Origin of the sequence: Flavobacterium sp. TSSA_36 (assembly GCF_051547165.1) — a bacterium.
Taxonomy (GTDB): domain Bacteria; phylum Bacteroidota; class Bacteroidia; order Flavobacteriales; family Flavobacteriaceae; genus Flavobacterium.
This window is the reverse complement of the sequence record NZ_JBPTTP010000001.1, coordinates 683,981-698,000: the sequence shown is the minus strand read 5'-3', so window position 1 is coordinate 698,000 and position 14,020 is coordinate 683,981. Positions and strand designations below refer to the sequence as shown.

Here is a 14,020-nt window from a genome sequence, read left to right as displayed (position 1 = left end):
CCTGTCCGTACCCTGTTCGTATATAGAGTTATTTTTTTCGTTTAATAATATTTAAAATTGTGGTTTTCTCATTGTGATAAATGAAATAAAGAAACGCTAGTAATAACGGGATTCCTACGAAATAATTCTCTCTAAATCCGTAAAAAGAAATCACCGAAAACAAAATTGAAATGCCCAAATAAGCACCTATTTTTTCCATATCATAAGGAATAGGATAGTGTTTTTTGCCCAAAACATAGGAAATCAACATCATACTTCCATAAGCCGAAATCGTAGCAATGGCCGAGCCGTAATAGCTAAATGTTGGAATCAAAATATAGTTTAGAAGTAAGGTCAAAAGTGCACCAACTATCGAAATATATGCTCCAATAATCGTCTTGTCCGTTAGTTTATACCAAACGGAAAGATTGTTGTAGATGCCTAAAAAGAAGTTGGCCAAGATAATCAACGGAACCACTTTCATCGCTTCCCAATACGCGTCGTCTAATAATAAAAATTTTAAAATATCAGCAAAAACAATGACACCCAAAAGAATCAAAGAACCAAAAATGACAAAATATTTAGTAATCATCGCATAGGTTTGTGGGGCGTTTTCATTACTAGAGTGACTAAAGAAAAACGGCTCAATACCCAATCGGAAGGCTGTGGCAAAAAGTACCATAAAAAGCCCTAATTTATAACAGGCCGAATAAGCCCCTACTTCGGATTTGGCAATGTTGTCAGGCAACCAATAGCCTAATAAAATTTTATCGAAATGTTCGTTTACCGCAAAAGCAATTCCTGCAATTAAGATAGGCAAACCGTAGCGCATCATTTTTTTCCAAAGTACCGCATCAAAATTACGTTTTAAGGAAACATAATTAGGTGAAAGTACTACAAAAGTGAGCAAACTCGCCAACAAATTGGAAACGAAAATGTAGCCAATTTCGAAATTATCGATATACATATTCCCCAAAAAAGAGTCGGGATTATCGGCATAAATTTTAGGTAAAACCAATAAGAAATAAAGGTTGAGTGCTAAGTTTACGACTACATTCCCTATTTTGATGATAGCATACATCATAGGGCGTTTGTTAGCTCTTAATTTTGAAAAAGGAATAATCACCAAGGCATCTAAAACCAAAATCCAAATGGTAAACGTAATGTACTGCACATCTACATGAGCCCATGAGGCTAAGGTGTTTCTAAAAATTAAGGCGCCAAATAAAAACAAAATGGAAGACCAAAAAATAGAAATGGTACTGGTGGCAATGACATTTTCTTTATCGGTTTCGGCACTGTAGAAACGGAAAAAAGCGGTTTCCATACCGTAGGATAAAATTACGTTGAAAAAAACCATCCAAGAGAGAACGATAGAAACTTCGCCATACTCTGCTGTTGGTAAAATTCCGGTGTACAAGCGCACCAATAAAAAACTGAGCATACGAGGCAAAACGGTTGCTAGTCCGTAAATTGCCGTTTGTTTGAATAGACTTTTATATAATCCCAAAATGGTTTGGTTTTGATTTGACTTAAAAAAACAAAAATAACGAATTCAAGGTTGACTTAATAAAAAAATTTAACCGCATGGATTGTGGTTAAATTTAAACATTGAAGCCATTGAAGTCTTTTTGGAATAGCAACTGGTTTTTGAACCATATAAGGGCATGCAAGGTCATATAAGAATAGTAGGCGTTTACTTTGGTGTTAAATTTAACCGCTAAGTACACAAAGGGTTACGCAAAGAACACAAAGGAAATAAAACTTTTATTTCAAACGTGACTTATATGACCTTAAATGCCCTTTATATGGTTAAAAATTAAACGCAAACCGCAAAGAAAAAACTTCAATAAACTTATATCTCTTATATGGTTGAAAAAAAATAACCACAAAGAGCGCAAAGATTTACACAAGGTTCAAAAAGAAAAAACTTACATGACCTTATATTATATGGTTGAAAATTTTATGAAAGTCCGTCTTCGTTGATGATTTTCAAAAAATGAAAGCCTTTGGGCACATAGCCTTGGTTGTAATAAAAACGATGGGCATTGAAGTTTCCTGTAAATGCATCCAAAACAATCATGGTACAATTCGTAGCTTTGGCCTTAGCATCGATATAGTCCGTCATCATTTTTCCAATGCCTTTGGCGCGATGATCGGGATGCACTACAAAATTATCGATTTCGATATACTTCCCTGACCATAATTTATACCCTTGCCAAAAACCCGTAATCCCCAAACAAATGTCACCTTCAAAAACGGCAAGCTGTTTATAGTTATGCGGAATCATTTCGGTAAGATAGGTGTCGTATTTTTCAATGGTAAATGTGGGGTACAAATGACGCATCATGTCAATACGAGCTAGCATCTCTTCTTTAGTGCTCAATTCTCTAAGTTGAATTTCCATAGGTAATTTTAAAAGTGTAAAATTAGAGAAAAAGAGATGAGTTGGAAAGATGTGGGAAGGTGAATTTTGGAAAAATCTAATAGAAATTGTTGAATTTAATAGTCCTAAAGTATACATTTTAACCAAAATCACAATGTATAGCTTAAACTCTTTGTAAAAAGCCAAATTTTCAAATCACTGAATAACAATGATTTGAAAAACAACATTCTCGGAATTCACGGAATTACGACACGGAATTCCGCGAATTCCGACAACAACTGTTTGTGCAACAACAATTAGTCCCCTAGCTTCTTTGAATAGTAATTTTACACCTTATAAAAAACATCTTCCAAAGAAATCTCCAATTCAGGAAACAAAGGACTTTTAATATTTTCGCCTTCTACTTGTGGTTTCAAACCGATAAATTCGCCATTAACTAAAGTGTAGACTAGTATTATTTTGTCATTGGGTTCTATGATCCAATATTCTTTTACACCCGCTTCTTGGTATAAATTAAACTTAGTATGAACATCGTGTTTACTATTGTTCGGTGATATAATCTCCACCATCAAATCGGGTGTTCCGTTACAACCTCTTGCATCTAACTTGCTTTCGTCACAAATAATACACAAATCGGGTTGTAGTACAGTTGTATCTTTTTTAGCTGAAGGTATTGGCAACCGAACATCAAAAGGTGCTTGAAAAACTCTACAAGGTTTTCGTCTAAAATTAATATAAAAAATTCCGGTAAGATTATTCACAACCGTTTGATGTACCATACTTGGAGCCGGACTCATTTTGAGAATAAACCCTTTTATCAACTCCACACGTTCCTGAAATTGCCACTTCAAATAATCCGAATACGAATATTCTTTGGTCAAATCTAAATCCGAAAAATTGGTAACTATTGCCATCACAGTAGATTTTAAAAAACAAATTTAATCAATTGTAATTAGATCTTGCATAAAAATAAAAAGTCCCGCAATTGCGAGACTCTTAAATATATTCGAATAATAATTATTATCCATTCAAAGCTTTTGCTCCACCAACAATCTCCAAGGTTTCGTTAGTAATCGTTGCTTGACGAGCTTTGTTATACGTTAACTGTAATTGGTCACGTTATTCTGTAGCATTATCTGTTGCTTTATGCATGAGCAGTCATAGGAGCCCCATGTTCTGAAGCAAATGAATCTCTAATTCCTTTATATGATTGCGTTTTCAATGATTTAGGGATCAAAGTCAACACGATTTCTTCTTTGAATAGTAATTTTACACCTTATAAAAAACGTCTTCCACAGCAATATTTAGTTCTGGAAACAAGAGACTTTTAATATTTTCGCCTTCTACTTGTGGTTTCAAACCGATAAATTCGCAATTAACTAAAGTGTAGACTAGTATTATTTTATCATTGGGTTCTATGATCCAATATTCTTTAACACCCGCTTCTTGGTATAAATTAAACTTGGTATGTACATCGTGTTTGCTATTGTTTGATGATATAATTTCGACCATCAAATCAGGTGTGCCATTACATCCTCTTGCGTCGAGTTTACTTTCGTCACATATAATACACAAATCAGGTTGTACTACTGTAGCATCATTTTTGGCTGACGGTATTGGTAAACGAACATCAAATGGAGCAACAAAAACATCACAAGGTTTTCGTTTAAAATAAGTATTTAATTCATAAGAGACGTTATTTGATATTCTTTGATGCACCATACTTGGAGCAGGACTCATTTTAAATATAAAACCATTGATCAATTCTACACGCTCTTGAAATTGCCATAACAAATAGTCAGCATAACCATAGGTTTTGGTCAAATCTAAATCCGAAAAATTAGTAATTATTCCCATTATGTCGTCTTTAAAAAACAAATTTAATCAATTGAGATTACTTTTTTAATAAAAACAAAAAAGCCAACAAATTTTGATGGCTTTTTATTCTAATTCATTATGAAGTTTACCCATTCAAAGCTTCTGCTCCACCAACAATCTCCAAGATTTCGTTAGTAATCGCTGCTTGACGAGCTTTGTTATACGTTAACTTCAATTGGTCACGTAATTCCGTAGCATTATCTGTTGCTTTATGCATAGCAGTCATACGAGCACCATGTTCTGAAGCAAATGAATCTCTAATTCCTTTATATAATTGTGTTTTCAATGATTTAGGAATCAAAGTCAACACGATTTCTTCTTTTGAAGGCTCAAAAATATAATCTCCAGGAGTAACCGCTTTATCAGCTTGGATAGGAGCTAATGGCAAGAACTGTTCTGTTTGTACAATTTGAGTGGCAGCATTTTTAAATTGGTTGTATACCAATTCAATTCTATCATAATTACCACCAACAAATTGTTGTGTTAAATGATCTGCAATTGTAGCCACGTTCTCAAAACTCAAGGCATCAAAAACTTTACTCTCGTTACCAACTACTGCAAAATTTTTACCCAAAACATCATTTCCTTTTTTACCAATAGCAAAAACATCTACTTGTTTTCCTGTGTAATAATCTGCACGTACTTTAACTTCCTTAATTACATTGGTATTAAAAGCTCCGCACAAACCACGGTTAGAGGTAATAGCTACTAATAATACTTTTTTGATTTCTCTTTGTGTAGTATACTCTCCTCCTACATCACCATCTAAGGTAGCAGAAAGATTTTGTAGTAATTCCGTTTGTTTTTCAGCATAAGGACGCATCGCTGTGATGGCATCTTGCGCTTTTTTCAACTTTGCAGCAGAAACCATTTTCATTGCCGATGTAATTTGCATCGTAGATGAAATGGAAACAATTCTATTACGGATTTCCTTTAAATTAGCCATTGTTTTTTTAAGTAAATAGTAATAAGTAATTAGTGACTAGCTGTTGACTAATCACTAATTACTATTCACTAGATTAGTTATATTTTGCTGAAATTTCTTTTGCTGCAGCTTCAATTACATCTGTAATTTCGTCTGTAAATTTACCTGCTTTCAAAGCATCCAAAGTTGCTCTGTTTTTGTTGTTCATGTATTCTAAGAAATCTTTCTCGAATTCTTTTACTTTATTTACAGGAACGTTACGCAACAAGTTTTTAGAACCCGCGTAGATAATTGCTACTTGGTCTTCAACTGTATAAGGATCGTTCAAACCTTGTTTCAAGATCTCAACGTTTCTTCTACCTTTTTCAATTACGTTTAATGTAACGGCATCCAAATCAGAACCAAACTTAGCAAACGCTTCCAATTCACGGAATTGTGCTTGGTCTAATTTTAAAGTACCCGCTACTTTTTTCATTGATTTAATTTGAGCGTTACCACCCACACGAGATACAGAAATACCTACGTTAATCGCTGGACGAACCCCAGAGTTGAACAAATCTCCATCCAAGAAAATTTGACCATCAGTAATCGAAATTACGTTCGTTGGGATATACGCAGATACGTCACCCGCTTGTGTTTCGATAATTGGTAAAGCTGTTAATGAACCACCACCTTTAACGATTCCTTTTAATGAATCTGGTAAATCATTCATATTTTTAGCGATAGAGTCATCAGCAATTACTTTACAAGCTCTTTCTAACAAACGAGAGTGTAGGTAGAAAACGTCACCTGGGTAAGCCTCACGTCCTGGAGGTCTTCTTAATAAAAGAGATACCTCACGGTAAGCAACCGCTTGTTTAGATAAGTCATCATAAACGATTAACGCTGGACGACCTGAATCTCTAAAGTACTCACCAATTGCAGCACCTGCGAAAGGAGCATATACTTGCATTGGCGCTGGATCAGAAGCATTAGCTGCCACAATCACTGTATAAGCCATGGCTCCTTTTTCTTCTAACATTTTTGCAATTCCAGCAACAGTAGAAGCTTTTTGACCAATAGCTACATAGATACAAAATACAGGTTGACCTGCATCATAAAATTCTTTTTGATTTAAGATAGTATCGATACAAACTGTTGATTTACCAGTTTGACGGTCACCAATAACCAACTCACGTTGTCCACGTCCTACAGGAATCATAGCATCAACTGCTTTTACACCTGTTTGTAATGGTTCAGTTACTGGCTGACGGAAGATAACTCCAGGAGCTTTTCTTTCTAATGGCATTTCGTATAATTCACCTGTAATTGGTCCTTTACCATCAATTGGCTGACCTAAAGTGTTTACTACACGTCCTACCATTCCTTCTCCTGTTTTAAGAGAAGCAATACGTTGTGTTCTTTTGGCAGTAGAACCTTCTTTGATTCCAGTTGATGGTCCTAAAAGTACCACCCCTACGTTGTCTTCTTCTAGGTTCAAAACGATTGCTTCTAACCCATTTTCAAATTCAACTAACTCACCATATTGAACATTAGATAGCCCGTAAACACGAGCAATACCATCTCCAACATTAAGTACTGTTCCTACTTCTTCTAGTGTAGCACCAGATTCAAAACTTTCAACTTGCTTCTTTAATATTGCTGAAATTTCAGCAGGTTTGATTTCCGCCATCTTACTTTATAATTTAGACACTTAAATGTGTGATAAAACTAGTTACTTAATTCTCTTTTTAAAACTTGCAATTTGTTAGCAACAGAAGCATTGTATTGCTTGTCACCTATTCTTAAAATAAAACCTCCAATGATAGCAGGATCTATTGTATTTTCAATTTGAATTTTTTTATCAGAAAGGGTGGCAATTTTAGCCAACACTTTAGCTTCCAAAGCAGCATCCATAGGAATTGCTGTAGTAACTTGTGCCACTTCAACACCATTCATGATATCAAATAATTTAGTGTATTCTGAAGCAATACCTTCTAGAATTTCGAATCTTTTGTTTTCGAATAATAGATGAAATAAACTTTTAGTTACACCATTTGCAGAAGCAAAAACTTCTAAAAGGGCTTGTTCTTTAACTTCAACTTTTAAAGTTGGGTTTTGAATGAAAGTGCTTAATTCTAGATTAGAAGCAATAGTATCACCTATCAACTTCATGTCATTGTTCACTGCATCCGCTACTTGCTTTGCATAGGCAATGTCTAGAATTGCTTTCGAATATCGAATTGCTGCTCTTGTACCTGCCATGATTAGTTCAATTTAACGTCTCCTAACATTTTCTCAACCAATTTAGTTTGAGCTTCTTTGTTAGATAATTCGTCTTTTAATACTTTTTCTGCAATACTCAATGACAAAGTAGAAACTTGTAATTTCAACTCATTCATAGCCGCATTTTTTTCACTTTCGATTGCCGCTTTCGCTTGCTCGATCATTTTTTGACCTTGAGTTTGCGCTTCATTTTTGGCATCAGCAACGATTTTTTCTTTCATTTCACGAGCTTCTTTAAGCATGCTGTCACGCTCTAATCTCGCTTCTTGTAAAATACGTTGGTTGTCTGCTTGCAATTCTTGCATTTCTTTCTTTGCATTTTCAGCAGATTCTAAAGCATTTTTGATTCCTTCTTCTCTTTCGTTTACTGCGTCAAGAATTGGTTTCCATGCAAATTTTTTCAACAAAAGAATCAATGCAACAAATATTACTATTTGCCAAATAAACAAACCAAACGAAAAATCATTTATTAACTTATCCATTTTTATCTCTATTATATAATTTTAATGTTTTAATTTTAAAACAATAGTCACAACCAACCGTTGTAACTATTGTTTTTTTAGTCTTTAATTAAGATGCGAATAACGCAGCGAAACCAATACCTTCAATAAGTGCAGCTGCAATAAGCATAGCTGTTTGGATTTTTCCAGAAGCTTCTGGTTGACGAGCAATAGCGTCCATTGCTGAACCACCAATTTTACCAATACCTAAACCTGCTCCGATTACAATTAATCCTGCTCCTACAATAGTTGGAATTTGCATAATATATATATTAAAAATTAAACATTCTTTGTTTGTTGTTGAATCGTAAATTCGTTGAATCGTAAAACGGTTAAACAAATTAACGGTTAAACATTTTAATGGTGTGCTTCTTCGTGGTGGTGTGCTTCGTTACCAGCTCCAAAATAAAGAGCAGACAACATAGTAAAGATATACGCTTGAAGGAAAGCTACTAATATTTCTAGAATAGAAAGTGCAAATGCCAATCCGAATGACAAAGTACTTCCAATCCAGCTTTTGAAAATAAACATCAATCCAATGATACTCATCAATACTACGTGACCTGCTAAAATGTTAGCATACAAACGTATCATCAATGAAAATGGTTTAATGATTGTTCCTAATAATTCGATAGGCGCTAAGATAAATTTCATTGGTGTTGGCACTCCTGGCATCCAGAAAATGTGTCCCCAATAATTTTTGTTAGCTGTAAAAGTTGTAATTAAATAGGTTAAGATAGCTAATGAAAAAGTAATCGCAATATTACCTGTTACATTGAATCCAAACGGAGTTAATCCTAAAATGTTCAAGAAAAAGATGAAGAAGAAAATCGTCAATAAATAACTCATGTATTTTTTGTACCCTTTCTCACCAATGTTTGGGATAGCAATCTCGTCTCTTACATAGATTACTAATGGCTCAAAGAAACGTCCAGCTCCTTTGGCAATTCCTCCATTTTTAGCATACGATTTAGCTAAGCTTGAGAACAACACCAACATCAAAATAGCCACAAACAAAATACCCACTACACTTTTAGTAATTGACAAATCTAATGGCTGAACATTTGTTGGATGACCGTGCGCTTCAGTAAGTGTACCTTGAGCATCGGTTTTATAAATTTTTTCGTGGTGTAATTTATAGAAGTTTCCGTTGTGCTCTGCCACATCGGCTACAGGGCCGTGGTGAAATGCAGCTGAAGAGAATACTTGCAAACCATTATCCCAAAGAATAATTGGTAATGAGAAACCATAGTGTTCTCCTGTTTCTTTATTGGCATTAAAAGTAAAAGAATGTGAATCTAATAAGTGGTGATTGATGAATTCTTTGATTTCTGCCTTTACATCGTTTGCCTCTGTGTGAGCTACATCGTTTGAAGCTTCGGGTACAATAGCACTTTCTGAAGATACTGCTACCTCTTCTTGCTTCGTACTATCAACTACAGGATTGGCTACAGTAAAAAGGGGAAGGCAGGCTACTAAAATTGCAACTAAAAAGCGAAGTGGTTTGTTTGAAATCACCATAACAGTTAAATATCTTTATTTATTACGTTTCTGAAAATTTGGTGCAAATGTACATTTTTTATTATTATCCAAAAGGATATAAAAAATTATTTTTGACTGATTTTAACTTTTTTTAACCCTACTTTTTCTTTTCATTTACTAGTCCTATAGTGAACCCTGTTTCGAGTAGTAAGAAAAGCACGAAAAGACTCAAAAAATTAATTTTTTCGACTAAATTTTCGGGAGAGGAAAGCTGCAAAACTGGTCGCAATATGGCGTAACAAAAAATCATTTTTATGCTAGTAGCCCATAAAAAACTCATCCCTACTGTGTCAAAATTCTTTCTTTGAACTAATAGTAAGATGAAAACGATACACAAAGTGAAAATTGTAAAACATAAATAAAGTACGGGTAAGGAGTAATGGAAGCGAGAAATGTCTATCTTTAAAACATAAAATAGCCCTTCATGAGCTAGATACATCAAAAAAATAAGTACTAAAAGTGGGGTGATTTTTTTATAAAAATTGGAATTCATTTACTATTTTTGTTGATTTCGTTCACTTGACGATGCACATTATAAAGTGCCAAAAATACACCAAAAACCACTAAAAATTTCACATAATATATTTTGGGATGGGGATGTTTTTCATCTAACCACTGTCCTAAGTAGGCAAACAAAAAAATCACAACTCCCATTTGAATTGGTATATTGATCAAGGCCAACCATTTATTGGTTTTTCTTTTATTAGGATCGGGTTGCATTTACTTCTTTGGTTTCAGTTGTTTTCATTACACAAGTGGCTGTAAAAATAGCACCAGGCTCTATGGCTAATTTTCCGATACTAATTTCGCCTTCAACGGTAGCGGTCGCTTTTAAGTTCAACAATTCGTGTACTATCAATTTTCCTTTAAATATGCCTTCGATATCTGCATTTTTGCAAACAATATCGCCAATTACTTTTCCCGAAGGACCAATCACTAATTTCCCATTCGAAGTAAAATTTCCAATCAATTCTCCGTCTAGTCTAAAATCGGCTGGAGAAAAAATATCGCCTTTAATTTGAGTCGCTTCTACAATTCTATTGGTTTTACCTAATAAATCGGTGTAGGGTTGTTTGTTTTTTTTATCGAACATAGTTTAAGGCATTTTCGGAACTAAATAGGTGTCTAAATTCTTTTTCATTTGGACAATCTTATAATTTTCATCGCTTATCGGAATGGCCTTCTGCACCTCTGAAGGAGCTCCTTTTTTATTAAAAATCACCGAAACATCATTGGCATATATTTCGGATTGGAATCCGTGTACACATAAGATGCGTTCCTTATCGGTATAATTATCACAAGTATAATATAGATTTTCTAAATTTTCCTTAGCCATAAATTCTAAAACCTGCTTTTCGATGGCTCGTTCTTGTTTGTAATCCTCGATAGGAATTCTAAAAATAATCTTCCACTTTTTGGTGTCTACCGTACTAAATGCCATTCGTTCCAAAATTGGAATTTGTGTGGTGATAATCTCTTCCGCTTTTTTTCCTTCTTCGGTATTGGCATAGGTATCGGCTACATATTGCATCGCTTCTTTGTAAGCTGGCAGTCCTCTCGTTTTAGCTAGCGCATTTGCTTTGAGCAACTCAAACTTGGCTACAATTTCCTCGCCTGTCAACTGATTAATCATCGTGTTGCAACGCGCAATTACGGCAGTAAATTTTTCCTCCTTAAACCATTCGTAGCATTGATTGTATATATTTTCTGGAGAATCTTTCTCTTTCGAACCATCAAAATTTGGGTTGGTGATAATTTTAGCGTACCTAGAATCAGGAAACTGACTTAAGAGTTCTTGTTTGACTTTTTCAGCCTTAAAAGTACTAGTTTGTTGATAAATTTTATACAAATTATATTGCGTCGGAGGAATCAATTTTGCGTCAGGATGAAAACTTAGTAATTGTTCCAATTTAGAGCTCGCCAAATCATACTCTTTGAATTTTTCTTTATAAACGATTCCTAATTGATAATATTCTGTATTTCTCTCTTGAGTAATACTATCAATAGCCGCCTTTTTCGTAGGCAATTGATTCAGATAATAGGCCAAAGTAAATCGAGGATTTTCCACCTCTTTCTCTTCCACTTGCTCTTGATCTTCGGAGGTACTAGCCACTATTTCAGCACTTCCTTTTTTAGCGGTAGTAAAGAGCCAGTTTTCAGATAAAGGCCGGTTCCCGAAAGCTTTTCTAAATTCTAATTTCCCAAAAGCCACTGTTTTCGGATTATAAAAATAAAACGTATTGGTTGGCTCTGTTTGTTGGTTATCCGTTGGAGGTAAATAAGCTGTTTTGTTTTGTAACCCTGGTGCCGTTGATACCGCTGCAGGATCGGAGGAGGAAGCGGTTAAATTGCGTTCAATATTTGCCAATTTTTGCTTTTGTTTTTCCTCCAACACTCGCTTTATAGAATCTTGTTTTTTAATGGCCACGATATGTTTTTCATAGTAGGCATTTCGTTCCGATGGAGATAACGCCAAAACATTTAGAATACTGTCGTTTCTTTTGGTACTCGTTTCTAATCGAATGGCTTCGTCTAAATCTTTACGTTTTTTTTGAATTTTATAAAATTCTCTTGTTTTTGGATCAAGCTTCACTAACGTACTATCATAATATTTGGCTGCCAAAGGATAATCAGTGGCCTTGAAATAAATAGTACCAATGTTTCGATAATTGGACGCCGCTAAATAAGAGTCTTTAGGACGTGCCTTCAAGGAAGCTTTATAGAAAATGGTAGCCGAATCTGGTTTCTTATAATTGTCATAAAACAATCCCATATTATGATAGATAACATCATAGAAGGGGCGATTTTCACGATCGTTCATTAGTTCGTTATACACCGCTATAAAAGCATTGGAATTCCCCGTTTGATAATCAAACAATTGGGCTTTTCTTGCGTAGGACTGAATAATGTACTCTCTTTTGGCACTACGATTCATGGCAATTACGGCATCGTAGCAAAAAAGTGCACTGTCCCGCTTTCCTAGTTCTTGGTATAATTGTCCTAAAATAAAACGATACCGCGCCTTTTCTTCCTTATTTTTTGTAAAATCTATTGCAGTTTTAAGTTTAGCGACAGCGCTGTCTTTTTTTTCTAAATTCAAAAAAGCCTCTGCCAAAAGTGCATTGGCATCCGCAAAAGGTTGGTCTTTGAATTTTTCATCTTTGAGTAACTTTTGAATATTTTTTACTACCAAAGCATCGTTACCCAAACGCATATTGGTTTTTTCACGCCATACTTTCGCTTCGTAAATTTTACTGCTTTCGGGATATTTGTACAATATGTAATTGAAAGCATCTAAAGCAGGAACAAAACGCTGGTCGTAATATCTTGCTTTTCCTAACAAAAGGTACGCTTCATCAGTTTGATAATTAACCTCTCGCCCACCAATATTCATAGCGTGTTTTTGAATGGCTTTGGTGGCCTTGGTTTCAGCCAATTCAAAATCAGCATTTTTGGGTTTATCTTCAGGGGAAGTATTCTCAGAGAATTGCATTCTTTCTATAGGCAAACGTTCCCAAAAATTATCCTGGCTGCCCGTTGTAAGTCCGTTTACTCCTTTCTCTAAACCAATTTGACCATTGTATAAAATATTGTAACGCGTACTCAAAGCGTGCGAATTTCTGGCCAAAAAAGTATTCTTCTTGGTAGAACAAGCTATCAAGAAAATGAATAAAAATAGGAGATAAAAAGGCTTACAACCGGTAGTCTTCAATAGGAAACGTTTTATCATTTAACTTGAAAAACATCATTTTAGTATAATGACTGGTAAAAATACGTTTCTTTTTGAAATATTCGAATTTAAACCGCAAAAAACGCTTCTAGCTCGGCCAAAGTCTCAGTTGATGTTTGAATGTCTTTCACTACTTCTCCTTTATTCAAAGCAACAATTCGGTTACAAACTTCAACAGTATGTAACAAATCGTGACTAGAAACTAAAACGGTTACGTCTGGATTTTGAGCCAATTCTTTGATGATTTTTTTCAATCGGTTTACGGTCGTTGGGTCTAAGTTGGCAAAAGGTTCATCTAAAATAACGACCTCGGGATTGCCAATTAAAGTCGCAATTATCCCAACTTTCTTTTGGTTTCCTTTAGACAAGTCTCTCAGGTATTTTTTGTTTTTTAAGATTTCGCCATTAAAAAACTCTTCGTGTTTTGCCAATAAAGCATCTACATCGGCTTTGTTTTGTCCGCGTAAATCGCCAATGAAATAAAAGTATTCCTCAGGGGTTAAATACCCAATCAAAAAGCTTTCGTCCAAAAAAGAACCCGTAAAAGGTTTCCAAGCTTCGCTGGTATTCACTTGAACACCATTGTTAATAATGGCTCCTGTTGTAGGATGAATTAAATCAAGTAGTAAACTGAAAAAAGTGGTTTTTCCAGCACCATTATTTCCGACCAATCCAAAACTTTCTCCTTTTGGAATTTCTAATTGGTCTATTTTTAAAACGGTGGTTCCGTTGTATGATTTTGAAAGGTTTTGTACTTGTATCATAATGAAAAGTCTGAAGTTAGAAGTTAGAAATTAGAAGGTAGAAGGTATTCC

Annotated in this window: 14 protein-coding genes and 1 pseudogene; all 15 read right to left on the bottom strand. The window is 34.7% G+C overall.

Going from position 1 to position 14,020, the window contains the following annotated elements:
- Positions 1-28 precede the first annotated feature (28 nt).
- Positions 29-1,489: a lipopolysaccharide biosynthesis protein gene (locus ACSVH7_RS03030; protein ID WP_438065212.1), complete on the bottom strand. Its 1,461-nt coding sequence runs from the start codon at positions 1,487-1,489 to the stop codon at positions 29-31.
- A gap of 453 nt (positions 1,490-1,942) precedes the next feature.
- The gene (locus ACSVH7_RS03025; protein ID WP_438065211.1) at positions 1,943-2,386 is read right to left on the bottom strand and encodes a GNAT family N-acetyltransferase; all 444 of its coding nucleotides are present in this window, start codon (positions 2,384-2,386) and stop codon (positions 1,943-1,945) included.
- A 305-nt stretch (positions 2,387-2,691) separates the two neighbouring features.
- Positions 2,692-3,279, bottom strand: a complete 588-nt coding sequence (locus ACSVH7_RS03020; protein WP_315159745.1) for a Uma2 family endonuclease — start codon at positions 3,277-3,279, stop codon at positions 2,692-2,694.
- A 106-nt stretch (positions 3,280-3,385) separates the two neighbouring features.
- A pseudogene (locus ACSVH7_RS03015) lies at positions 3,386-3,623 on the bottom strand (F0F1 ATP synthase subunit gamma); the annotation flags it as partial.
- 11 nt (positions 3,624-3,634) lie between these two features.
- Positions 3,635-4,222, bottom strand: a complete 588-nt coding sequence (locus ACSVH7_RS03010; protein ID WP_438065210.1) for a Uma2 family endonuclease — start codon at positions 4,220-4,222, stop codon at positions 3,635-3,637.
- 106 nt (positions 4,223-4,328) lie between these two features.
- Positions 4,329-5,189 (bottom strand): ATP synthase F1 subunit gamma, encoded by an 861-nt coding sequence (gene atpG / locus ACSVH7_RS03005; protein ID WP_438065209.1) that lies wholly within the window; start codon positions 5,187-5,189, stop codon positions 4,329-4,331.
- Between the two features lie 73 nt (positions 5,190-5,262).
- The gene (gene atpA, locus ACSVH7_RS03000) at positions 5,263-6,840 is read right to left on the bottom strand and encodes a F0F1 ATP synthase subunit alpha (RefSeq protein ID WP_315170722.1); all 1,578 of its coding nucleotides are present in this window, start codon (positions 6,838-6,840) and stop codon (positions 5,263-5,265) included.
- Positions 6,841-6,878: 38 nt separating this feature from the next.
- Entirely contained in the window at positions 6,879-7,412 is a 534-nt protein-coding gene (atpH, locus tag ACSVH7_RS02995; protein ID WP_438065208.1) for an ATP synthase F1 subunit delta, read from the bottom strand.
- Positions 7,413-7,414: 2 nt separating this feature from the next.
- Positions 7,415-7,915 (bottom strand): F0F1 ATP synthase subunit B, encoded by a 501-nt coding sequence (locus tag ACSVH7_RS02990; RefSeq protein WP_438065207.1) that lies wholly within the window; start codon positions 7,913-7,915, stop codon positions 7,415-7,417.
- Positions 7,916-8,003: 88 nt separating this feature from the next.
- Positions 8,004-8,195: an ATP synthase F0 subunit C gene (gene atpE / locus ACSVH7_RS02985; protein WP_078212011.1), complete on the bottom strand. Its 192-nt coding sequence runs from the start codon at positions 8,193-8,195 to the stop codon at positions 8,004-8,006.
- Positions 8,196-8,290: 95 nt separating this feature from the next.
- Positions 8,291-9,454, bottom strand: coding sequence for a F0F1 ATP synthase subunit A (gene atpB / locus ACSVH7_RS02980; RefSeq protein WP_438065206.1), 1,164 nt, complete (start codon positions 9,452-9,454; stop codon positions 8,291-8,293).
- Between the two features lie 510 nt (positions 9,455-9,964).
- On the bottom strand, positions 9,965-10,195 hold the full coding sequence (locus ACSVH7_RS02975) for an AtpZ/AtpI family protein (protein ID WP_438065205.1): 231 nt from the start codon (positions 10,193-10,195) through the stop codon (positions 9,965-9,967).
- Positions 10,179-10,568 (bottom strand): bactofilin family protein, encoded by a 390-nt coding sequence (locus ACSVH7_RS02970; RefSeq protein WP_438065204.1) that lies wholly within the window; start codon positions 10,566-10,568, stop codon positions 10,179-10,181. Before ACSVH7_RS02970 ends, ACSVH7_RS02975 begins: the two co-directional genes overlap by 17 nt.
- A 3-nt stretch (positions 10,569-10,571) precedes the next feature.
- On the bottom strand, positions 10,572-13,187 hold the full coding sequence (locus ACSVH7_RS02965; protein ID WP_438065203.1) for a tetratricopeptide repeat protein: 2,616 nt from the start codon (positions 13,185-13,187) through the stop codon (positions 10,572-10,574).
- 86 nt (positions 13,188-13,273) lie between these two features.
- A complete protein-coding gene (locus ACSVH7_RS02960; RefSeq protein ID WP_438065202.1) occupies positions 13,274-13,969 on the bottom strand; it encodes an ABC transporter ATP-binding protein in 696 nt (231 codons plus the stop codon).
- Positions 13,970-14,020 lie beyond the last annotated feature (51 nt).